The sequence below is a fragment of the Cytobacillus luteolus genome (assembly GCF_017873715.1).
Classification (GTDB): Bacteria; Bacillota; Bacilli; order Bacillales; family Bacillaceae_L; genus Bacillus_BV; species Bacillus_BV luteola.
The window spans coordinates 12,571-36,081 of record NZ_JAGGKM010000007.1 but is presented as its reverse complement, the minus strand read 5'-3'; the positions used below and the strand labels follow the sequence as shown (position 1 = coordinate 36,081).

22 protein-coding genes are annotated in these 23,511 nt (G+C 35.7%); 1 reads left to right on the top strand and 21 read right to left on the bottom strand.

From position 1 onward, the window contains the following. Positions 1 to 212: 212 nt before the first annotated feature. From dnaB to J2Z26_RS18155, 12 genes are all read right to left on the bottom strand, one after another. Positions 213 to 1,577, bottom strand: a complete 1,365-nt coding sequence (dnaB, locus tag J2Z26_RS18210) for a replicative DNA helicase (protein ID WP_193535367.1) — start codon at positions 1,575 to 1,577, stop codon at positions 213 to 215. Between the two features lie 166 nt (positions 1,578 to 1,743). Beyond that, positions 1,744 to 2,190: a 50S ribosomal protein L9 gene (rplI, locus tag J2Z26_RS18205; protein ID WP_193535368.1), complete on the bottom strand. Its 447-nt coding sequence runs from the start codon at positions 2,188 to 2,190 to the stop codon at positions 1,744 to 1,746. Next, positions 2,187 to 4,160, bottom strand: a complete 1,974-nt coding sequence (locus tag J2Z26_RS18200; RefSeq protein ID WP_193535369.1) for a DHH family phosphoesterase — start codon at positions 4,158 to 4,160, stop codon at positions 2,187 to 2,189. Before J2Z26_RS18200 ends, rplI begins: the two co-directional genes overlap by 4 nt. Positions 4,161 to 4,191: 31 nt before the next feature. After that, positions 4,192 to 5,130 carry a YybS family protein gene (locus tag J2Z26_RS18195; protein ID WP_193535370.1) on the bottom strand — a complete coding sequence of 313 codons (939 nt, stop codon included), beginning with the start codon at positions 5,128 to 5,130 and terminating at the stop codon, positions 4,192 to 4,194. A 468-nt stretch (positions 5,131 to 5,598) separates the two neighbouring features. Continuing rightward, positions 5,599 to 5,841 (bottom strand): 30S ribosomal protein S18, encoded by a 243-nt coding sequence (rpsR, locus tag J2Z26_RS18190; protein WP_193470860.1) that lies wholly within the window; start codon positions 5,839 to 5,841, stop codon positions 5,599 to 5,601. A gap of 47 nt (positions 5,842 to 5,888) precedes the next feature. Further along, positions 5,889 to 6,413, bottom strand: a complete 525-nt coding sequence (gene ssb / locus J2Z26_RS18185) for a single-stranded DNA-binding protein (RefSeq protein ID WP_193535371.1) — start codon at positions 6,411 to 6,413, stop codon at positions 5,889 to 5,891. Positions 6,414 to 6,460: 47 nt separating this feature from the next. Then, a complete protein-coding gene (gene rpsF, locus J2Z26_RS18180) occupies positions 6,461 to 6,748 on the bottom strand; it encodes a 30S ribosomal protein S6 (RefSeq protein WP_193470862.1) in 288 nt (95 codons plus the stop codon). Positions 6,749 to 6,959: 211 nt separating this feature from the next. After that, positions 6,960 to 8,060, bottom strand: coding sequence for a redox-regulated ATPase YchF (gene ychF / locus J2Z26_RS18175; protein WP_193535372.1), 1,101 nt, complete (start codon positions 8,058 to 8,060; stop codon positions 6,960 to 6,962). Between the two features lie 615 nt (positions 8,061 to 8,675). Next, on the bottom strand, positions 8,676 to 10,670 hold the full coding sequence (locus tag J2Z26_RS18170) for a molybdopterin-dependent oxidoreductase (RefSeq protein WP_193535397.1): 1,995 nt from the start codon (positions 10,668 to 10,670) through the stop codon (positions 8,676 to 8,678). An 81-nt stretch (positions 10,671 to 10,751) separates the two neighbouring features. Continuing rightward, positions 10,752 to 10,949 carry a DUF951 domain-containing protein gene (locus tag J2Z26_RS18165; RefSeq protein ID WP_193535373.1) on the bottom strand — a complete coding sequence of 66 codons (198 nt, stop codon included), beginning with the start codon at positions 10,947 to 10,949 and terminating at the stop codon, positions 10,752 to 10,754. A gap of 99 nt (positions 10,950 to 11,048) precedes the next feature. Continuing rightward, entirely contained in the window at positions 11,049 to 11,900 is an 852-nt protein-coding gene (locus tag J2Z26_RS18160; protein ID WP_193535398.1) for a mechanosensitive ion channel family protein, read from the bottom strand. A 78-nt stretch (positions 11,901 to 11,978) separates the two neighbouring features. Continuing rightward, complete coding sequence (locus J2Z26_RS18155; protein ID WP_193535374.1) at positions 11,979 to 12,992, bottom strand: YkvI family membrane protein; 1,014 nt, start codon at positions 12,990 to 12,992, stop codon at positions 11,979 to 11,981. A gap of 109 nt (positions 12,993 to 13,101) precedes the next feature. On the opposite strand from J2Z26_RS18155, the gene yyaC reads away from it, so the two are divergent. Further along, complete coding sequence (yyaC, locus tag J2Z26_RS18150; protein ID WP_193535375.1) at positions 13,102 to 13,719, top strand: spore protease YyaC; 618 nt, start codon at positions 13,102 to 13,104, stop codon at positions 13,717 to 13,719. Between the two features lie 71 nt (positions 13,720 to 13,790). Here yyaC and J2Z26_RS18145 read toward each other — a convergent pair whose 3' ends face one another. The 9 genes from J2Z26_RS18145 to spoIIIJ form a co-directional block, all read right to left on the bottom strand. Continuing rightward, on the bottom strand, positions 13,791 to 14,525 hold the full coding sequence (locus J2Z26_RS18145) for a DUF554 domain-containing protein (RefSeq protein WP_193535376.1): 735 nt from the start codon (positions 14,523 to 14,525) through the stop codon (positions 13,791 to 13,793). Positions 14,526 to 14,551: 26 nt separating this feature from the next. After that, positions 14,552 to 15,406: a ParB/RepB/Spo0J family partition protein gene (locus J2Z26_RS18140; RefSeq protein WP_193535377.1), complete on the bottom strand. Its 855-nt coding sequence runs from the start codon at positions 15,404 to 15,406 to the stop codon at positions 14,552 to 14,554. Continuing rightward, complete coding sequence (locus J2Z26_RS18135) at positions 15,399 to 16,160, bottom strand: ParA family protein (RefSeq protein WP_193535378.1); 762 nt, start codon at positions 16,158 to 16,160, stop codon at positions 15,399 to 15,401. Before J2Z26_RS18135 ends, J2Z26_RS18140 begins: the two co-directional genes overlap by 8 nt. 390 nt (positions 16,161 to 16,550) lie before the next feature. Beyond that, on the bottom strand, positions 16,551 to 17,438 hold the full coding sequence (noc, locus tag J2Z26_RS18130) for a nucleoid occlusion protein (protein WP_193535379.1): 888 nt from the start codon (positions 17,436 to 17,438) through the stop codon (positions 16,551 to 16,553). 230 nt (positions 17,439 to 17,668) lie between these two features. Continuing rightward, positions 17,669 to 18,385, bottom strand: coding sequence for a 16S rRNA (guanine(527)-N(7))-methyltransferase RsmG (rsmG, locus tag J2Z26_RS18125; RefSeq protein ID WP_193535380.1), 717 nt, complete (start codon positions 18,383 to 18,385; stop codon positions 17,669 to 17,671). Between the two features lie 24 nt (positions 18,386 to 18,409). After that, positions 18,410 to 20,302: a tRNA uridine-5-carboxymethylaminomethyl(34) synthesis enzyme MnmG gene (gene mnmG / locus J2Z26_RS18120; RefSeq protein ID WP_193535381.1), complete on the bottom strand. Its 1,893-nt coding sequence runs from the start codon at positions 20,300 to 20,302 to the stop codon at positions 18,410 to 18,412. A gap of 39 nt (positions 20,303 to 20,341) precedes the next feature. Then, complete coding sequence (gene mnmE / locus J2Z26_RS18115; protein WP_193535382.1) at positions 20,342 to 21,727, bottom strand: tRNA uridine-5-carboxymethylaminomethyl(34) synthesis GTPase MnmE; 1,386 nt, start codon at positions 21,725 to 21,727, stop codon at positions 20,342 to 20,344. Between the two features lie 296 nt (positions 21,728 to 22,023). Beyond that, positions 22,024 to 22,644 carry an RNA-binding cell elongation regulator Jag/EloR gene (gene jag / locus J2Z26_RS18110; protein WP_193535383.1) on the bottom strand — a complete coding sequence of 207 codons (621 nt, stop codon included), beginning with the start codon at positions 22,642 to 22,644 and terminating at the stop codon, positions 22,024 to 22,026. Beyond that, positions 22,641 to 23,417 carry a YidC family membrane integrase SpoIIIJ gene (gene spoIIIJ / locus J2Z26_RS18105; protein WP_193535384.1) on the bottom strand — a complete coding sequence of 259 codons (777 nt, stop codon included), beginning with the start codon at positions 23,415 to 23,417 and terminating at the stop codon, positions 22,641 to 22,643. Before spoIIIJ ends, jag begins: the two co-directional genes overlap by 4 nt. Positions 23,418 to 23,511 lie beyond the last annotated feature (94 nt).

The following is a 23,511-nucleotide window of genomic DNA, read 5'->3' as shown; positions in this document are numbered from 1 at the left end:
AGGCTTAGCACCTCCGAGTGAACTCTAACTTATTTTACGTTCATTTATGTATCAAACATACTAATCTTATCAATTCTAACCACACAAGTCAACTAAACCCGAACAATTTTAATGATAGTATTTTATTTGTTCGTGAAATATCAACTTGCATTATTAGTTTTTCCAATAAACGAAAAAAGAACCCTCCCGATTGGGAAGGTCCTTCCTTTATACTATGCACCTGGTGGTATATTGGTGTCATCAAATCTTCTTTCTAGGTTTACGAACTTGTTATATTCTTTTACGAAGGCCAATGATACTGTTCCAACAGGACCATTACGTTGTTTTGCAATGATAATTTCGATAATATCCTTGTTCTCTGATTCTTTATCATAGTAATCATCACGGTACAAGAAGGCAACAATATCAGCATCCTGCTCAATACTTCCTGATTCACGAATATCTGACATCATTGGACGCTTATCCTGTCTTTGCTCAACTCCACGAGAAAGCTGAGAAAGAGCAATAACAGGAACCTTTAATTCACGAGCTAGTTCTTTAAGTGAACGAGAAATTTCTGATACTTCTTGTTGACGGTTTTCGCCACTACGCCCGCTTCCTTGGATTAACTGAAGGTAATCAATAAGAATCATACCTAAGCCACTTTCTTGCTTTAGACGGCGGCATTTTGAGCGAATATCACTAATTCGGATACCTGGTGTATCATCAATGAAAATTCCTGAATTTGATAAGCTTCCCATAGCCATTGTCAGCTTACTCCAATCCTCTGCCGTTAATGCACCTGTACGTAGTGCTTGTGCATTAATATTTCCCTCAGCACAGAGCATCCTCATTACAAGCTGTTCTGCCCCCATCTCAAGACTAAAGATAGCAACATTTTCATCTGTTTTCGTGGCCACATTTTGTGCGATATTTAACGCAAAGGCTGTTTTACCTACTGAAGGACGAGCGGCAACGATGATTAAATCATTTCGTTGAAAGCCAGCAGTCATACGATCTAATTCTGTAAATCCAGTAGGGATACCAGTAACATCGCCTTTACGATTTGTTAATTCTTCAATATTATCATATGTCTCAACTAATACATCACGGATGTTTTTAAACGCCCCTGCGTTCTTACGTTGAGCAACTTCTAAGATTGTTTTTTCAGCTTCACTTAAAAGGGCTTCTACTTCATCTTCCCTTGAATATCCATCTGAAGCAATGGTCGTTGCTGTTCTTATTAGTCTTCGAAGTATCGATTTCTCTTCAATGATTTTTGCATAATATTCAATGTTGGCAGCTGTAGGAACAGAGTTTGCAATATCACTAAGATAAGATACCCCACCTATTTCCTCTAAAAGCTTTACATCAGCTAATTCAGCAGTCACGGTTACTAAGTCGACCGGTTCACCCTTATCATTAAGATTAAGCATTGCATTGAATATTTTTTGGTGAGAAGCACGATAAAAGTCATCAGGAATTAATATTTCTGATGCCAACGTTAATGATGCTGGTTCTAGAAAAATAGCTCCTAGCACAGCTTGCTCAGCTTCAATATTTTGGGGAGGAATACGATCTGCAAGTAGTGTACTCATCTTTTTCTTCACTCTCCCTTAGAGGTGTTATCTATCTATTATATTAATCTATTATCTATGAATTAGAAATCTAAAATAATATGGATATAAGAAAAAATGTGATTTGTATTAAACAAAATCACATTTCATAATTGTATATGATAGCAAAGCTTTTTATCAATGGTAATTACTGCTCCTTCACTTGAACCTTAACTGTAGCAGTAACTTCTGGATGTAGCTTAAGTGGGACATTTGTAAAACCTAGAGAACGAATTCCATCTGGTAGATCAAATTTACGCTTATCAATTTTTATTTTGTGAGTTTTTGCTAACTCATCTGCAATTTGTTTACTAGTTACTGAGCCAAATAATCGCCCGCCATCACCAGCTTTTGCAGTTAGCTCTACCGTTAAAGCTTCAATTTTTTCTTTTAATTGCTTTGATTCTTCTAGTTCTTGAGCAGCCTCTTGTTTCACTTTGTTCTTTTGAGCTTCTAACATCTTCATATTAGCAGGTGTGGCTTCAATAGCAGCACCTTGTTTGAATAAAAAGTTGTGTGCATACCCATCTGACACATTTTTCACTTCACCTTGTTTTCCTTTTCCTTTTACATCCTTTAAAAAGATTACCTTCATGATTTTTTGCCTCCTTCAATATATTCATCTATAACTTCTTTTAGTTGTTGTTCTACTTCTTCAAGTGTTGCATTATGTATTTGTGTAGCTGCATTCGTTAGGTGTCCTCCGCCTTCAAGTCCCTCCATAATCACCTGCACATTTACATCTCCAAGTGACCTTGCACTTACGCCAATTACATTATCACTTCTCATTGAAATGACAAATGAAGCAACCACTCCACTCATCGCAAGCAATGCATCAGCAGCTTGAGCAATAATAACCTGTTCATTAAACTCATTCTCATTACCCATTGCAATTGCAATACCCTGTTTATAAATGACTGCACTACCTATTAATTTTGCACGCTTATTAAAACTCTCGATATTCTCTTTTAAAAACTTCTGTACTAATACGGTATCTGCACCCTGTGAGCGAAGATAGGAAGCCGCATCAAACGTTCTTGAACCTGTTCGGAGCGTGAAGCTCTTTGTATCAACGATAATACCTGCAAGAAGGGAAGTAGCTTCTAGCATATTAATTTTCAATCGTTTAGGCTGATACTCTAATAATTCTGTAACTAATTCTGCTGTAGAAGAAGCATATGGTTCCATATAAACCAACAGTGGTGATTCAATAAATTCTTCACCTCTACGGTGGTGATCGATAACAACAACATTATCTAATTTTGCTAATAAGCGATCCTCAATAACTAATGAAGGCTTATGAGTATCAACTACCACAAGTAGCGTTTCATCAGATGAGATTTCTAAAGCCTGCTCCGGCGTTATAAAGTAACTCCAAAGCTCTGAGTGATTCTTAACTTCATCAATAAGTTTTGAGACACCCATGTCAATTTCTTCTTCTTTTAAAACAATGTATGCATCTTTTTGGTTAGCTTGTGCAACCTTTAATATTCCAATAGCTGCACCAATCGCGTCCATATCAGGGTATTTATGCCCCATAATGATAACTTTATCACTTTCATTGATAAGCTCTCGTAATGCATGAGAAATAACACGTGCACGTACTCGAGTGCGTTTTTCGATAGGGTTTGTTTTACCACCGAAAAATTTAACTTTTCCGTTGGTTTGTTTTATAGCAACCTGATCTCCACCTCTACCTAATGCCAAATCTAAGCTTGATTGTGCTAATGCACCAAGCTCTGGTAGTGATGAAACACCCGTCCCAATGCCAATACTTAATGTTAATGAGATATTTTCCTTTGCAGTCTTTTCCCTTACCTCATCAAGGATGGAAAACTTACTCTTTTCTAACTGAGTCAATATATGCTCATTTAAAACAGCTGTAAAACGTTCAGAGGATGTCCTTTTTAAATAAACTCCATTATCCATAGCCCATTTATTAAGGATGGTCGTCACATGGTTATTCATTAGACTTTTTCGTTGATCGTCCATTCCTTGAGTAACCTCATCATAGTTATCAAGGTAAATAACCCCTAAAACTGTGCGTTCATCTTCATATAGCTTTTCAATTTCTGTTTGTTCAGTAACATCAAAGAAATACAAGAGCCTTTCTTCTTTTTTTAATATCACTTTAAACTTCCGATCATGAAGAGTAACAATTTCAGTTTCTACTTCTTGTTTTATGAGAGGAACTAACTCTTCAGCAACATTATAAAGTGATCTTCCGACTAGGGTATCCTCATCAAAGCAAGAAGCAATATATGGGTTTGTCCATTCGATATATAAGTCATCATTAAATAACATAATACCAATCGGCATTTCCATAAGGGCTTCTTCCCCTACTTTTTTTAACCGATAGGATAGGGTTGAGATATAGCTTTCCATTTCTTTATTTAATAATGATTCAGCTCTAAATACATAATAGACCACAAATCCTAGGAGCAGAAAACAAGTAAATCCTATGATCCAATTGAAGTAAAACGTTATTCCCAACAAAATGAGTGAAATAAGTAGCAACGCATAAATTGGGTAACGAAACATCTTCTTTTTGTAAAAATCTGGCATAAATTCAGCTCCTACATTTTCGGTTGGTACATTACTTCTTTGGTGCTATTTTGTCTCTCATCTGAAAGCCTAAGTCAATTATACCTAAGATTCTAATAATATAAAGGAGAATAGGTATAAATAGAGAAAAGACTAAAATAACTATGGGAACTGCTTTTGAAATTCCTTTTTGAAAACAGTAATAAAATAGGAAAGAAAATCCTTGCACCATCATTAACAATTGTAATATGTAAAATAGATTAATGACTGCTGTGTATCCAAATGTTCCTACTTCAAACTCGATAAACATAAGTAGCATAACAATTAAGTAATACCATAACAAGCTTCTTGGTAATCTTAACTCTCTAAATGGTGGCCAAGATTCAATGTTCACCTTTAATCTCTTTAAAAAAGGAATAGAAAAAAGCTGTGTGAAAAAGGAGAATAGAAAGGCAATCATTAAAAACGTACTAGGAAGCAAATAGGGAAATATCTTCATTGCCTCTTCAAATTGTTGTAGGGCTTGTTCATTGGACTCCTGGCCAATCAATGTAAGAAGCTCATTGGACGTATTGAGAGTTTCTTTTGTCATCGTAATGGTTTCTTCCATTAAATTAATATTTAACAAGCTTACAGTTATTATATAAAGCACGGCAATATTTAGAAGATAAGCAACTGTTCCTCCCACTAATAATGCATAGCGCCCTTTTTGCTTTTCAATTAAATAACCTAGTACAATACCACTACTTCCAAACATGAATGTCATAGGTAAAGCCATCAGAGTCCCTATTATAAAAGAAACAACTAAAGCAGCTATAAAGAAAATAATAGCGTTTTTAAGCCCATTTCTTATTGCATAAATGATAAATGGCAATGGTAATAAGAATAGAACCAAAATGCCTAGTAATGGTATGTATAAAAATAGCAAGAGAATAATACTATATAGAGCAATTAAAATAGCTCCCTCTGTTAGCTGTTTTGTTTTCTTCACTACTCCACCTCAAATATTTTATAGAAATCATTTCTATTTTATCTGCAATTGAACTAGCATTCAACTATTTCAAGATTCTATAATGTCTGGTAATCAGTTTATCCTTTATTATGAGCAATGATAAGCTTAATTAATGTTTATAATTGCTATATAAAAAGCTCTTTTCACTAAAAGTTTTACTTAGAGATTAAATTTTAATTAGGAGTGGATTGGAGCGGAAGGCACTTGACTCCTGAGGGAAGTAGAGGAAAGGTCGAGACCCCGCAGACGGAACGTCGAAGAGGCTCGACTTCCTCCCCGATGGGAATTCGCTCTTGAAAAAGCCGGCTGTTGGGCTTTTTCATAATTCCCCGCGGAAAGCAAGTACCTGCAGCGCAAAGAAACGGTCTATATTCAAATTAAACTATTCATTCCTTACAAAATAAAACAAAAAAACAGTGAGAAAGTCTCACTGTTTTACTTTACTGATTATTCACCAGAAACGTATGGTAATAATGCCATTTGACGAGCACGTTTGATCGCAACTGTTAATTTACGTTGATATTTCGCGCTAGTACCTGTTACACGACGAGGTAAAATTTTACCACGTTCAGAAATAAAACGTTTTAACACGTCAAGATCTTTGTAGTCGATTTTAGTGATTCCGTGAGCTGTAAAGAAACAAACTTTACGACGTTTAGCTCCACGTCCACCTCTGCGTCCTCCTGCCATATGATACGCCTCCTTTTCCTAAAGATTTTTATAGATATACGCTGACTTTAAAACGGCAAGTCATCATCTGAAATGTCAATTGGTTGTCCATCATTTGCAAATGGATCATCATCCACTCGAGTATATCCTTGGTTGCTACGTTGATTCTGATTTTGATTTTGTTGTCCGAACTGGTTACCTTGCCCTTGAGGAGATCCACCATAACCTGATCCACCGCTGCGTTGTTGCTCAAAGCCACTTCCACCGGCACTATTTCTAGGCTCTAAAAATTGGACAGATTCCGCAACAACTTCAGTAACATATACACGTTTACCATCTTGACCTTCATAATTACGTGTTTGTAATTTACCGTCAACTCCAGCTAAACTACCTTTTTTCAAGAAGTTAGCAACGTTTTCAGCAGGTTTACGCCATACAACGCAATTAATGAAGTCTGCTTCACGATCACCTTGTTGGTTCGTAAATGTTCTGTTAACAGCTAAAGTAAAGGTTGCTATAGCAACTCCACTTGGGGTATACCTTAATTCAGGATCCTTCGTAAGTCTACCAACGAGAATTACGCGATTCATCATCAGAACCACTCCTTACATTATTAAAAAGAACATCGTGTTCTTAAAGTTTACTCTTCTTCTCTAATTACAATGTGACGGATAATGTCTTCACTGATTTTAGCTAAACGATCGAACTCTTTAACTGCTTCAGAATTAGACATAACGCTAAGAATCATGTAATAACCATCGCGGAAATCATTGATTTCATAAGCAAGACGACGTTTACCCCATTCTTTAACATTAGCAATCTCCGCACCATTGTCAGTTAAAACGCCATTAAAACGCTCAACTAAAGCTTTTTTAGCTTCATCTTCAATGTTTGGACGGATGATATACATTACTTCGTACTTTCTCATCACGTTCACCTCCTTTTGGACTAACGGCCCTATATGGGCAAGGAGCAATCTTTTCAATTACTCACAGAAACAGATTATACCACATTGGAATATTCGTTGCAATACAGTTTACTTCCAAATTATGAAAAAGAGTAGTTTTGCAAGTCTGTTGATTAAAAAAATATACAAAATCCCTTAGCTTGTTCTTTAAGCTAAGGGATAAATTGATAAATTAAACATTAAAACGGAAGTGAATAACATCTCCATCTTGTACAATATATTCTTTTCCTTCTAGACGTACTCTACCTGCTTCTCGAGCAGCTGTCATAGAACCATTTCCAATTAAATCTTCAAAAGAAACAGTTTCAGCACGGATAAATCCACGTTCAAAGTCCGTGTGAATAATTCCAGCACATTGTGGTGCTTTCATCCCTCTTCTAAAAGTCCAAGCACGAACCTCTTGTTCACCCGCTGTGAAGTAAGTTGCTAGTCCTAATAAGCTATATGACGCCCTGATTAACTGATCTAAGCCAGACTCCTCAATACCAATCTCTTCAAGGAACATTGCTTTTTCTTCTCCATCTAATTCAGCAATTTCAGATTCGATCTTTGCACAAATAACAATTACTTCAGCATTGTCTTTTTCAGCAAATCCTCGGACCATTTTCACATATTCATTATTAGATGGGTCTGCTACTTCATCTTCACTAACGTTTGCAACATAAAGTACAGGCTTGATTGTTAACAGATGAAGGTGTTTCACAAATTTCATTTGCTCATCTGTAAACTCAACAGTACGAGCTGGAAGATTGTTTTCAAAAGCTTCCTTTAATTTAACTAATGCCTCATGCTCAAATACTGCATCTTTATCTTTTTGTTTAGCTAACTTTCCAACACGATCCATTCGTTTTTCAACAGATTCTAAATCAGCCAAAATTAGTTCAAGATTAATTACTTCAATATCATCAATCGGATCTACTTTACCAGAAACGTGCGTGATGTTATCATCTGCAAAGCAGCGAACAACATGACAAATCGCATCTACTTGGCGAATGTGAGACAAGAACTTATTTCCTAAACCTTCACCTTTGCTTGCTCCTTTTACAATCCCTGCAATATCAGTAAATTCAAACGCAGTCGGAACAGTTTTCTTAGGCTTTATTAACTCAGTTAATTTATTTAAACGGTGATCAGGAACCTCAACAATCCCTACATTCGGGTCAATTGTACAAAACGGATAGTTTGCAGATTCAGCACCTGCTTGTGTAATTGCATTAAATAGAGTAGATTTCCCTACGTTTGGAAGACCTACAATACCAGCTGTTAAAGCCATCGTTTTTCACTCCTCTTTTATTACATGGCTTCTTTATAAGAGCCATTTTCCGTAAACCATAACCTTTCACAATTATAGATATATCAAATAAAAAAGACAAGTTAATTCTGTTTGTTTTATAACGTTACCTTGTAAATGGGGTAGTAGGCTGTCATAGGAGTTATTCGCTAACATCCACTTCGCTTTCCGCGGGCGGTCCGTGAGCCTCCTCGTCGCTCCGCTCCTGTGGGGTCTCACATTGACGCGCTTCTCCCGCAGGAGTCTTCGTGGATGTTAGCGAATAACAGCACTCTGTATAAGAGTAGCTAATTATATAGTTGAATAATAATATAAAAACATTTTAAGTGATAATAATTTTTTGTCCTAGAGTGGATTGAAGCGGAAGGCACTTGACTCCTGCGGGATTAGAGGAAAGGTCGAGACCCCGCAGATGGTACGTCGAGGAGGCTCGACTTCCTCCCCGATGGGAATCCGCCCTTGAAAAAGCCGGCAGTTGGGCTTTTTCATGATTCCCCGCGGAAAGCAAGTGCTTGCAGCGGAAAGAAACGGACTAGCTTCAGATTGTTTTTTAAAATGTATTAAAAGAACCGCCCCAGTTAAGGAACGGCATAGTGTTTAGATCTTTTCAATGTTTACTAAGCAATCGTATAGTGTACTTCCTAACCCATTATCCGAAACTCTATCAGGAGTTAGAAGGTTAACACTTCCCCCATACTTGCTCCATTGGCCCTCATCTATATTTATCGTGGTTGGATGAGCATTTTCGAGGATTTTAACGATTCCCTTAACCTCTCCTCTATCGTTATAAACTCTTACCGAATCATTTTCACTTAAGCCATTTTCTCTAGCAATATCTATTGATATATCTACTTTGATTTGTTGCATGCTTTCAATAAGGTGATAATGCTGAGAATGATTTGAGCGCATTGGATGTATTGTCAACAAAGTATAAGGATATTTCTCTAGCAGTTCATTATTGGTTGATTCCTCAGGAAATAAAAGTGACAGTTTACCGTTGTACCCTTTTTCAAAAGCCGTTGCCGAGGTAAACTCGAACTTACCGCTTGGGGTAGTAAATCTATAGTCACTCCAAGGAACGTGATCAACAGGTAATTCCACATGATTATTTTCTAAAAACTGCTCTAAAGTAATCCCTTTTTCCTCTAAATAACCTAGGCCTAATTGAAGAAATTCCCTTCTTGAGTAATGAAAGTCTTCTCCAAATCCAAGTAATTCTGCTAACCTAGTCCAAATCCATAGATCAGATTTTGCTTCACCAGGAGGATCGACAAGCTTAGGGCCATAATTAGCGTAATGATGGTACATAGAAGAAAAATAGATATCTTCCTCTTCGAAAACTGTTGTCGTTGGTAATACATAATCTGCTAAGACTGCAGTATCTGTCATGAACTGGTCGATTACAACTAAGGTATCTACAGACTCAAAGGCTTTTTTAACTAAATTTGTATCAGGCACTTGTGTCAATGGATTTCCACATGTAACAATAATCATTTTAATCTTTGGATCTACTGCTTCTAAAATCCCCTTAGCCTGTTGCATCATCGTAAAAGTTCTTGTTTCCTCTTTTTTCTGTGGTAGTGTAAGGGCGCCATAATCAAAACTTTGACCAACTTGGAGGTTACCATAGTTTGATCCCCCTCCACTAATTCCAATGTTACCACTCACAGCAACTAAAGCATTGATTAAACGGATTGTATTTCCTCCGTTTGTATACCTTTGCATTCCTAATCCCAAAAATGTTGCAGTTGGTCTATCTGCAAATGATTTCGCTAATAAGGAAATTGTTTCACGTGAAACATTTGTACGTTCAACTATTTCGTCAAATGTAATACTATTCACTAATTCTAATAAATCAGAGAATCCGATGGTATAACCATTAATAAATTCTTTATCTTCAAGGTTCAACCTTACCAATTCTTTAATAATACCTAAAGCTAATATTCCATCCATACCAGGCTTTATCTGAACATAGTGATCTGCCATTTTTGCAGTTGCATTTGATATTGGATCAATTACAATAATTTTTGTACCTTTTTTCTTAACTTCAAGTAGGTACTGATAAAGGTGCATGTTAGTTCTAACAACATTACGTCCCCAAATGACTACATGTTTACTGTTGAAAATATCTTCTGGTGCATGACTCCATGAATTTCCAAAGTCCCATCTCTGCGCCTCAATTCCTGCTCCCCAACAAATACTACCTGTAAGCTCTGTTACACCACCATAGCAATTAAAAAATCGTTGATCTAAACTTTTTAATAGACCCCCATTTGAATAATCATGACTATGAAGGACCGCTAAAGGACCAAATTCTAACTTGATACCTTTCATTTTTTCAGCAATTTCTTGGAATGCTTGTTCCCATGAAATTTCTTTAAATAACCCATTTTCCTTTTTTAGTGGATATAATAAACGTTCTTCCGAGTTTGTTCTTGTTTCAAGCATTCTTCCTCGTCCACATATTTTACCTTTTGTGATTGGGTGATTTTTATCTCCATCAACTTTTACAACTCTTCCATTTTCTACAGTAACTTCAAAACCACAGTTATCCCAACAGTTTAAGGAACAGGAACTAATTACTTTACTCACCATGTTATTTTCTCCTCTACCCCACAATATCTATTTATATATTTTCAAAAGGCCTAGCTACCTTCTAGCTAGACCTCTCTCTTATTCTTCGTGCTTCACTAAAATTTTCTTCACTTTTCTCGAGAACTCTTTCCTAGGAATTAACACACTGTGAGAACATCCCTCACATTTTATACGAATATCCATCCCCATACGGATAATCTTCCAGCGGTTGGTTCCACAAGGATGCTGCTTTTTCATTTCAACAATATCATTCATTGCAAAATCTTTATCTACCATATATCATCACCTTCTTACCCTTTACCTCAATATTGAATTTAAAATGGAGTAAGTCTATTTTCACAGTGTTCTTTCTACTATGAAATGGAGGTGTAAATCCTAACCGTTTTGCTTTTCTGTATTTCCTTCATCTCTAGTATACATGACCATGCGTGGATATGGAATTTCAATACCATGTTGATCTAATCTAAGTTTAACTTCTTTACGTAAAATTCTTGATATATAAAAATGACGCATTGGTAAGACCTCTGATACAATACGTAAAACCACTTCAGAAGCACCCAGCATCTGAACACCTAATACCTCAGGTGTTTTTATCATATCTTCATATTTATCAGGCAACTCTTGTAATAGTTCTTCTAGAATTTTTTCAGTTTTAGGGATATCTCCTTCATAGGAAATACTAATATCTACTACAGCAACACTATTATTTATAGAAAAATTGGTTACCTCTATAATACTTCCATTTGGTAATATATGAACTTCTCCAGTAAAGGACTTTATCTTAGTTGTTCTTAATCCTATTTCTTCAACTGTTCCTTCAAAGGTTCCTGTCCTTATAAAATCACCAACTGAAAATTGATCTTCAAAAATGATAAAAAAGCCGGTTATGATGTCTCTAACTAAATTTTGTGCTCCAAAACCTATTGCTAGGCCAACGATTCCAGCACCTGCTAATAAAGCACGTATCTCAATACTTAGAGATTCAAGGATCATCACGATAACAACAAAATAGACTACATAGCGGAGTACATTTTCTAACAGTTTAATCAGTGTAGCGGTTCGCCTCTCAGATACCCTTAGAGGACTACTGTTTCTAACTCTAAAAATATTCTGGATAGCTAATCGTCCTATTCGAATGACAATTCCTGCAATGATGAGAATAAGGATTATTTTTAGAATTCCCATCCCAATGCTCATCCACATTTCTTCGTTCGTTAATTCAGTCATAACTTTTTCATAAAGTCTGTTAAGCCAATTCAATAATAATCTTCCTCACATTAAAAATAGTTTATCAGGTATTCTATTCTATTTATAGCGGTTTGTAATAGGATACAATAAAATAGCACCCAATAGGTATAAATTTGCAATCCCATATAGCGGATAAAGTATGGATACTAGCTTTGCAAAACCAAATTTTGTAAAAGGTATCATCGCTACAAGAATAATAGCAGCAATAAGCCATAAAGGTAAGTGAATCTTTTCTCTAAATCTCGAAGAAAGTCCAAACAGTCCAGAAGCAGCTGTTGTGTAAATTGCTGCCCACAGAATAAAGGACATAAACATAATGATTATATACGGATAATTCTCAATAATAGCAAACAATGGAATCTCATATAGAACAATTTTATTTGCTATCTGAATTAATGACTCATTATAAATAATTGAGATTGTGCCTAATACTAAACCACTTCCTACACTAGCTATTAATGCTTCTCCGTTACTTTTCACTTCTTTTCCTATTGCAGATATTACAGCCACTAAAGGTAAGATATTTAATGCTGAAAAAGTAAAAGCTGTAGGCCAATTATTCTGTTCCTTAATGTTAAAGGAGAAGGATTGCCCATTCATATATAAAAAAGAAAGTAAGATACCTACCAAGCCTACAACCAATAAGGGTATTAGAAAAGCATTCATCGAAATCATACCTTTAATATCCCATATAAACAATAATACTAAGAGAACTGAAAATAAAAGAATTCCCCCAAAATAAGGGATATGAAACATCTCAAGTGTTGCCCCTCCCCCTGCAAGCATAACCACAGTGGTGGAAAATAAATATATTACAATTAAAACCTCGTAAAAGTAGGAAAGTTTTCTCCCAATTAACATTCGTAGTACTGGTGAAAAGTGTTCCGATTTCTTTTCATAGCTTATTTTCATAATTATATAACATGATATAGAAAAAACTAGAGTAAATAGTATGATGGCAAGTCCACTTTGATCACCAAAAAATTCCCAAAGCTCCCTTCCCGATGCATACCCTGCCCCGATAATTGTTCCCATAATTAGAAACATCCATTTAAATCCTGATCGCCACATGTTTTCGCCTCCCTGCTCTCTTCTATTTAACTAAGAAGTTTCGTGAATTATGTATAGATTTTCACTTTTGTCCGTATACTGTTAGTACTATTAACTAGGGGTGAAATCTATGAATCTAAAATCGAAACTTTTTGATCTCCAGAAAGACGACCTATCTAGAATTCCCTATGACAGAGAGGATGCACGCAAGAGTATTTCAGTACGACTAGCTTCACTTTTACCAGCATCCAATCGGCCAATTGTATTTATTTGTATAGGCACAGATCGTTCTACAGGAGATTCGTTGGGCCCCTTAATTGGCACAAAACTACATGAAAAAGGGATGTCCCTGTTTCATGTATATGGCACTTTGGATGAACCTATACATGCTGTTAATTTAATAGAAAAGGTAAATATGATTCAAAACACCTTCAATAATCCATTTATTATAGGAATTGATGCATGTTTAGGTAGATTAAAAAATGTGGGTATTGTTACGATTGATGAAGGTCCGGTTAAACCAGGTGCCGGGGTCAATAAAGAGTTAATTCCAATTGGAGATATACATATTACAGGTATTGTGAATGTCAGTGGATTCATGGAGTTTTTTGTCCTTCAGAACACAAGGCTCAGCCTAGTCATGAAGATGGCAAATAGTATTGCAGAAGGCATAGCCGAAACCGAAAAACACATACTACGACGAAGAGAAATTGTAAATTTAGCTAATCACGATACATTAACAAATTAATTTTTGCGTAAAGAAAGAGCACAAAAAAAGTCTATCCCTATTGGTAGACTTTTGTGTGTTTTTTTTCAATTTTATAGAAATGTTTGTACGAAATGGACCATATTGCTCCAATAATATACACAGGTTACAAGTCCTGCTGTTACAAGGATACCAGGAAGTAAATTCGCAACTCGTATCGTAGTAATTCCTAGCAAGTTTAAACCTATAGCTAATATCATTAAGCCTCCGGTAGAAGTCATATCAGCAATAAATGCATCCATTAGATCTGTAGGAACCCATTTTTCGATTTGCGTTGCAAATAATGCGATTGAACCTTGATATAACATCACTGGTACTGCCGAAAATAGTACACCTATACCTAATGTTGTTGCTAAAACTAAGCTAGTAAAGCCATCAATTATTGATTTCGTATAAAGTACACGATGGTCCTGTCTAAGCCCACTGTCTAATGAACCGATGATAGCCATCGCACCTATTACGAAAATCAGAGTAGCAGTAACAAAACCTTTCGCTATACTACCTTCGCCTTTAGCACCTATTTTTCGTTCAATCCAAAGTCCAAGTTTATTTAGCTTTCCGTCTAAATCCCACCATTCACCTAGAACAGCACCTAACACAAGACTAAATATAACAATTAAGAACTGATTGCTCTTTAGTCCCATTTGAATTCCTAGTATAACGACCGCTAGTCCTATTCCATGCATGACAGTTGTTTTCATCTTTTCAGGTATACGATGTAGTACTTTACCTAATAGTGTACCAAGAATGATACACAATCCATTTACAATTGTTCCTAGCAATACCATCCTACTATTCTCCTAAACCCAACAAATTATGACACATTAGAAGGATCTAACAATTCAAGAATTCGTTCTAAATCATCATTTGAAAAGAACTCAATTTCAATTTTACCTTTTTTCTTGTTTTGTTTAATAGATACCGAAGTACCAAATCTTTCTCTTAGTAACGTTTCACGCTCTCGAATGAATATATTTTTTTCTTTTTTGGGTTTCAATGTTTCACGTGAAACATTTTCATTAATTTCAGCAACTAAGAGTTCTAATTGACGTACATTCAGCTTCTCTTTAATGACCTTTTCAACGACAGGCTGTAACTTTTCTTTTTTCTTTAGTCCTAATAAAGTACGACCGTGCCCCATTGATAATTGTCCATCGGATATAAGATCTTGAATTTGCTTTGGTAGAGCCAAAAGTCGAAGGTGATTTGCAATATGAGGACGACTTTTCCCTAAACGCTGTGCTAATTGTTCTTGAGTAAGCTTTAAATGATCGATCAACGATTGATATGCAATTGCTTCTTCTATAGGAGTTAAATCTTCACGTTGTAAATTCTCCAGTAAAGCAATTTCCATCATCTGTTGTTCATTTAAATCTCTTACTACAACAGGAACTGCAGCAAATTTAGCCTCTTTCGCTGCACGAAACCTTCTTTCTCCAGCTACAATCTCAAAACCCTTTATACTCTTTCTTACAATGATTGGTTGTAAAATACCATGAGTTAGGATGGACTCTTTTAACTCAGAGATTGCTTCAGGATTGAATGTTTTACGTGGTTGATAAGGATTTGGCCTCAAATCTTTAATTTTAACTTCTTGTACAATTTCTTCTTTACCAACTTCCATTGTTGAAAACAATGCGTTTATGCCTTTACCTAACCCCTTAGCCATTCTTAACCACTTCCTTTGCAAGATCTAAATAAACTTCCGCTCCTCTTGATTTCGGATCGTAGATAATAATTGGTTCCCCATGGCTCGGCGCTTCACTTAACCGTACATTTCTAGGAATAATTGTTTTGTAAACTTTATCTTGAAAATATTTTTTCACTTCATCAATAACTTGAATTCCTAAATTTGTACGAGCATCTAACATTGTAAGTAACACACCTTCAATCATTAGATTCGTATTAAGGTGCTTTTGAACTAATCGAACTGTATTAAGTAATTGACTTAATCCCTCTAGTGCGTAATATTCACATTGTACAGGAATCAAGACAGCTTCAGATGCAGTTAATGCATTTATGGTTAACAGGCCTAGGGATGGAGGACAATCAATAATAATATAGTCATACTGATCCTTTACCTCATCAAGAGCCCTTTTCAGTCGTACTTCCCTGGAAATTGTAGGAACTAATTCAATCTCTGCCCCTGCTAATTGTATTGTTGCAGGAATCATATATAAATTTTCAACAACCGTTGGTTTAATTACATCACTTGCATTCACATCATCAACTAAAACGTCATAAATACACTGATCTACCTCTGCTTTTTCAATACCGGTTCCACTTGTTGCATTTCCTTGTGGATCAATATCAACGAGTAATACCTTTTTACCGATATATGCTAAGCATGCACTTAAATTAACCGATGTAGTTGTTTTCCCAACTCCACCCTTTTGGTTTGCAATCGCGATAATCTTCCCCACGACTTCACCTACTTTCAGTCAACAATCTTTTCTACACTTTCACTATTTTATCACGAAAAAGTATACTTTGATGTTTTTTTCAAAAAAAAATTACTAGAATAAGAACTATTTACTAGATTCAATGTTCCACGTGAAACATTTATAGGTATTTTTCCAATTAATACATAGAAAAAGGATAGTAAATGGGATATGTAATAAATGATTTTGTGGAGGTTACTTAATATACATTTAATAGTGAATTGAAGCGGAAGACACTTGACTCCTGCTCAGAAGTTGAGGAAAGCAAGTGGCTGCAGTAGAAAGGAACGGTCAAGATTCAAATCAAAAAAAATATTTGGAATTATCACTAATAATAACATAACAAAAAACCCCATCAAATGATGAGGAAATCTATTTTTTAGGTATTTTTATAGTAAACTGATAATAGTCTTCAAATTCTTCTTCTTCAGAATCAATTGAGACACCACTCTCGTTAACCATTGTTAACGATTGTCTAATTGTATTCATAGCAATTCTCGTATCTCTACTAAATGCTTTTCGTTTTGGTTGTGGCTTCTTTTTTGTCTGCTCAAGCATTCTGACAACACGATCTTCTGTTTGTTTAACATTTAATTGTTTTTCAATAATTTCTTTCATTAATTGAACCTGTTTTTCAGGATCTTTTAATGGAATTAAGGCACGAGCATGACGTTCTGTTAAGCTTTTTTCCATTAGTGCATTTTGCACATCATCCGGAAGTTTTAACAACCTTAACTTATTTGCAACAGTTGATTGTCCTTTGCCTAGTCTTTGTGCTAGTGCTTCTTGAGTTAAATTGTGTAGTTCTAATAGTTTGGAGTATGCAACAGCTTCTTCAATAGCAGATAATTCTTCACGTTGTAAGTTTTCAATTAAAGCTACAGATGCTGTCTCTTTGTCATTAAATTCTTTTACAATCGCAGGAATGGTTTCCCAATTTAATGATTGCACTGCCCTCCAACGTCTCTCACCAGCAATAATTTCAAATTTATCATCAGAATATTCTCTGACAACTATCGGCTGTATGACACCATGTGTTCGAATTGTTAAAGCAAGCTCAGAAATTTTTTCCTCATTAAAAACTGTACGTGGCTGAAATCTATTGGGCACAATGTTTTGAACAGGTATTTGTTTTACTTCTTCATTTAATTGCTGTTTTTCTTCAGAAACAGAAACAGTTTCAGTGTCTTTTTCTACTACTATTTCTTTTGCTATTTCTTTTTCACTAAGACTAAAGAAGCGTGAAAAAGTATTCTTCATGAGCCTACACCACCTTTTGAAACTCCTCTATAAGAATTCTCTATTAATCGATTCTTTCCTGCTACATTTGGCTTAAAATATAAAATAAAAGTTTGATAGAATTATTACTATTGTCACTAATAAATAATAGTTTACTAGAAAATGTTCCACGTGAAACATTATACCAGATTTAAGGTAAGAGAAAAACTAGTTAGTGACCGGTCTAGTTTTTCTCTTTTTGTTTCATTTCGTTATTTTATTGGTGTCCGATTAGGTGTCCCTGGTTTTCTAGGATACTTTTTGGGAGTTGTTTTAATCTTGTTAATAAGCACAATATTTCTTTCGCTATTTTCGATGGGCAATAAGAAGTGTTTTAACTCCGAAACTTGTCCACCTAAGACAGCTATTGCTTTCTTACTATCTTCTAGTTCATCTTGTGCGGCACTTGCCTTCATTGCGATAAAGGTCCCATTTACTTTGACTAATGGTAGGCATAGTTCGCTTAGTACTGATAACCTAGCAACCGCTCTAGCCATAACAATATCGTATGACTCTCTAATATCAGGTCTTTGCCCAAATGTCTCAGCTCGATCATGATAAAACGATACAGAATCAAGGTTTAATTCCTGTGCTAGATGATTTAAGAAGGTAATTCTTTTTTGTAAAGAATCTACAATTGAAACATTAAGATGTGGAAAACAAATTTTTAATGGGATACTCGGAAATCCAGCACCCGCTCCTACATCACAAACTGTCTCTACCTTAGTGAAATCAAAATGAAAGGCAGAAGTAATCGAATCATAAAAATGTTTCAGATAAACCTCAGGCTTTTCAGTGATTGCTGTTAAATTAATCTTCTCATTCCATTCAACAAGTAATTCATAATACTTTTCAAATTGATCAAGTTGTTGCTGAGAAAGGGTAATCCCTTTCTCAGCTAACATTTCAACAAAAATATTGATATTCATGTGTTCATCCTTTCGCAGCGTAACCTACAGTTCACTTGATACCCTAGCAATCCTTCCTTGCTCTAAGTAAATTAAGAGGATCGAAACATCTGCTGGATTAACTCCTGAAATTCTAGATGCTTGACCTACAGAAAGTGGCCTAACTTCTTTTAACTTTTGTCTGGCCTCATTTGCTAAGCTTGAAATAGCATCATAGTCAATATTCTCTGGGATTTTCTTATCCTCCATCTTTTTATGACGCTCTACCTGTTGCAAGGATTTTTCAATATAACCTTCATATTTAACCTGTATTTCTACCTGTTCTGACACATCAGGATTAATCTCATAGTCTGCTGGAACCATTTGATGTATATGAGCATATGTCATTTCTGGCCGCTTGAGTAAATCAGCTGCACGAATACCATCTTTTAACTCACTTCCACCAACAGAACGGATAATCTCTTGAACTTCTTGTGTTGGTTTAATAATAATTGATTGTAAACGTTCTTTTTCTTGTTCTATTGCGGCCTTTTTTTCCTCAAAAGCCTTATATCGGTCTTCACTAATAAGTCCCAGTTCATAGCCTTTATCTGTTAAACGCAAATCTGCATTATCATGTCGTAGTAATAAGCGATACTCTGCACGAGAGGTTAAAAGTCTATAGGGTTCATTGGTTCCTTTCGTGACTAAATCATCAATAAGTACTCCAATATACGCATCAGATCTGTTTAAGATTAACTCTTCTTTATCTAACGAACGTCTACCTGCATTAATACCCGCCATAATTCCTTGGCCAGCAGCTTCTTCATAACCGGATGTTCCATTTATTTGACCTGCAGTGTATAAATTCTTGATTTTTTTTGTTTCAAGTGTTGGCCATAGTTGTGTTGGGACAATTGAATCATATTCAATAGCATATCCCGCTCTCATCATTTGTACGTTTTCTAAGCCTGGGATGGTTTTTAACATTTGTTGTTGGACATCCTCAGGTAAACTTGTTGAAAGTCCTTGAACATATACTTCCTGTGTATTTCTACCTTCAGGTTCTAAGAAAATTTGATGACGCGGTTTATCATTAAAACGAACCACTTTATCCTCTATAGATGGGCAATATCTAGGACCTGTTCCCTTGATCATTCCAGAGTACATTGGCGAACGATGTAAATTATCATCAATTAATTGATGTGTTTCAAGGCTAGTATAGGTTAACCAACAAGGTAGTTGGTCGGTAATGTATTTTGTTGTCTCATAGGAAAAAGCACGAGGAATATCGTCTCCAGGCTGTATTTCCGTTTTACTGTAATCAATAGAGAGACTGCTAACTCTTGGTGGTGTACCTGTTTTGAATCGAACTAAATCAAAGCCTAATTCTTCTAGATGATTGGATAAAGAAATAGAAGGCTGCTGATTATTAGGGCCACTTGAGTACTTAAGGTCACCGATAATAATTTCGCCTCTTAAAAATGTTCCCGTTGTAATAACAACCGCTTTTGCTTCATATTCTGCTCCTGTTTGGGTAACAACCCCTTTACAGACACCATCCTCAACAATAAGTCTCTCGACCATGCCTTGGACAAGAGTTAGATTTTTTTCATTTTCTAATGTTTTTTTCATTTCATGTTGATAATCAAACTTGTCTGCTTGAGCCCTTAGAGCACGAACAGCAGGGCCTTTTCCTGTGTTAAGCATTCTCATTTGAATATGTGTTTTATCAATATTTTTTGCCATTTCACCACCTAAAGCATCGATTTCACGTACAACGATACCTTTAGCTGGTCCTCCCACTGAAGGGTTACATGGCATAAATGCAACCATATCTAGGTTAATGGTAATCATTAACGTTTTCGCACCAACTCGGGCCGCACCTAATCCAGCTTCACAACCTGCATGACCTGCACCGATGACAATAACATCAAATGATCCGGCTTTATATCCCATCAAATGGTCCCTCCTTTATTTAGGACTCAATATACTACGTTATTTTCCTAGACAAAATTGTGAAAATAACTGATCAATTAAACTTTCATGTACGGCGTCACCAATTATTTCTCCAAGAATTTCCCAGGTTCTTGTCAAATCAATCTGTACCAAATCAATTGGAACATTTATCTCGATTCCCGAAATTGCATCTTCAATTGTTTTCTTTGCTTGATTTAAAAGTGCAATGTGACGAGAATTAGAAACGTACGTTAAATCTCCAGATTCAATATTACCTGCAAAAAACATAGAAGAAATTGCTTCTTCTAATGTATCAATACCTTCTTCTTCTAAGAGAGACGTTGTAACTAGATGTTGACTTGACATAATCTCCTTAACTCTATGTAAATCAATTTTTTGAGGAAGGTCGGTTTTATTAATAATGACAATTGTGTCCATTCCTTTAACAGCTTCGAATAACTTTTCATCTTCCTCTGATAATGCTTCATTATAATTAAGTACTAACAGTATTAAATCTGCTTTTTTTAGTACTTCTCTAGAACGTTCTACACCAATACGTTCAACAATATCTTCAGTTTCACGTATACCAGCCGTATCAACAAGTCTAAGTGGAACTCCTCTAACATTTACATACTCTTCAATCACGTCACGAGTTGTTCCTGGTATGTCTGTTACAATAGCTTTATTTTCATGAACTAGACTATTTAATAGTGAGGATTTACCTACATTCGGCCTACCGATGATAACAGTCGAAAGTCCCTCACGCAAAATTTTACCTTGATTTGAGGTACGCAGTAGAATTTCAATTTCATTACGTACTTTTGAAGCTTTTTCAATTAGAACGGTATGGGTCATTTCCTCAACATCATCATATTCCGGATAATCTATGTTTACTTCAATATGAGCTAGAGTTTCAAGTAGCTCTTGTCTTAACCTTTGAATAAGCTTGGATAGACGCCCTTCCATTTGGTCAATGGCTACATTCATAGCACGATCCGTTTTAGCTCGTATTAAGTCCATTACGGCTTCAGCCTGAGATAAATCAATTCTTCCATTTAAAAAAGCTCGTTTTGTAAATTCACCCGGCTCTGCTAACCTTGCACCTTGAGTTAGTACAAGCTGTAACACTCTATTTACAGAAACAAGTCCACCATGACAATTTATTTCAACGACATCTTCTCTCGTAAATGTCCTTGGTCCTCTCATTAAAGAAACCATGACTTCCTCTACGACCTGATCCTTATCTGGGTCTACAATATTTCCATAGTGAATTGTATGCGACTCTACCTCACTCAATTTCTTCCTCGATTTTGTTTTAAAAATTGTATCGGCAATTGCAATTGCTTCCTCACCACTTAATCGGACGATAGCAATTGCTCCCTCTCCCATCGGAGTTGAAATTGCGGCAATCGTATCAAATTCCATGACTTCACCTCTTTTGCCACTTTCACAGTTGTTCTATTTTTACTTATCCACTATCCACTCAAACAATTTATATTATTCCCTATTTATCCACATAGATAACGAGTCCGTACCATTTTTTGAGTATCAGTCTAATTTTAACTTATCCACATGTGAATAACAATATAGAAGGCTGGTTTTAGGAAAAGATTGTTGCATTATATCGATGATTGACGAGTTTTTTAAATAGGTTTATGTCTTTGAAGGTAAAAAATCCAAAAAAATACCCTTAGGATTAATCTCCTAAGGGTATTTAACATTTACTTATTTGGTGTAATTACAAGATGACGATTTGGATCAGTACCACTTGAAAATGTTTTGACCTTTTTGTTTGTTACTAGAGCTGTATGAATCACTTTACGCTCATATGAAGGCATTGGTTCTAACGCAACATCTTGTCCGGTTCGAACAGCTTTATCTGCAAGTCTTTCTGCTAGCTGTATTAATGTATCCTGGCGTCGTCTGCGGTAATTTTCAGCATCAACAATGATATTAATGAATTGCTCTGAGAAACGGTTCGCTACTAACTGAGTTAGATACTGGAGAGAATTTAAAGTTTGGCCACGTTTACCAATTAAAATGGCAATCTTTTCTCCAGAAATGTTAAATTCAACATTTTTTCCTTGAACAGTTACTTCGATTTGTGCTGAAACTCCCATATTTGCTATTACTTGCTGTAAAAACTTTTTTGATTCTTCAACCGGATCCATCTTCATTGTTACTTTAACAATAGCTGGTTTTGTGCCGAAGATTCCGAAAATCCCTTTTTTACCTTCATCAATAATTGTAATTTCTGCGCGGTCTTTTGTTGTTTGTAATTGAGCTAAAGCTGATTCTACTGCTTCATCGACTGTTTGGCCTGTAGCAGTTATCTGTTTCACTTTTTTGCTCCTCCCGCAGGTTTTCCAGCAGCTGCTTTTAGCTCTGGACCTTTAATAAAGTAAGTTTGTACAATCATAAATAAGTTACCAACTACCCAGTATAAAGAAAGTGCAGCCGGGAATGTTATTGCAAAGATAATAATCATGATTGGCATAATCCATAGCATCATTGCCATTTGAGGATTTAAGTTCTCAGTTCCTGCCATCATCATCTTCTGTTGAATAAAAGTTGTAGCACCTGCTACCAACGGTAAGATAAAGTATGGATCGGCTTCGCCAAGATCAAACCATAAAAAGTTATGAGTTGATATTTCCTCAGTTCTCATGATAGCGTGATAAAATCCAATTAAGATTGGCATTTGAATTAGTAGTGGCATACAGCCGGCTAATGGATTAACTCCATGCTTTTGGAAAAGCGCCATTGTTTCCTGTTGTAGCTTTTGTTGTGTTTTTTGATCTTTGGAACTGTATTTATTACGAAGTTCCATTAGCTCTGGTTGAATAGCTTGCATCGCTTTAGAGCTCTTCGTTTGCTTAATCATTAATGGTAAGATCGCAAAACGAATGATCAAAGTAACAATAATAATGGCTAGTCCATAGTTCTCGTTAGTTAACTCAGCAAAATATGTAATAAGCCATGAAAGTGGATAAACAAAATACGAATTCCAAATACCTTCACTTTCTGCAGTAATCGGCTCATTGATTTCTGTACAACCAGTTAACAGCAATAAAAGAGCAATTAATGTACTAAAAAGTAATATTCGCTTTTTCAACCGAATTTCCTCCTAAAAGTAGTAGATTCCAATGATAATTAAAGATAAGAAGCCTCTATGTATTTTATCACTTTTCACCCAAAATTTCTTTGAA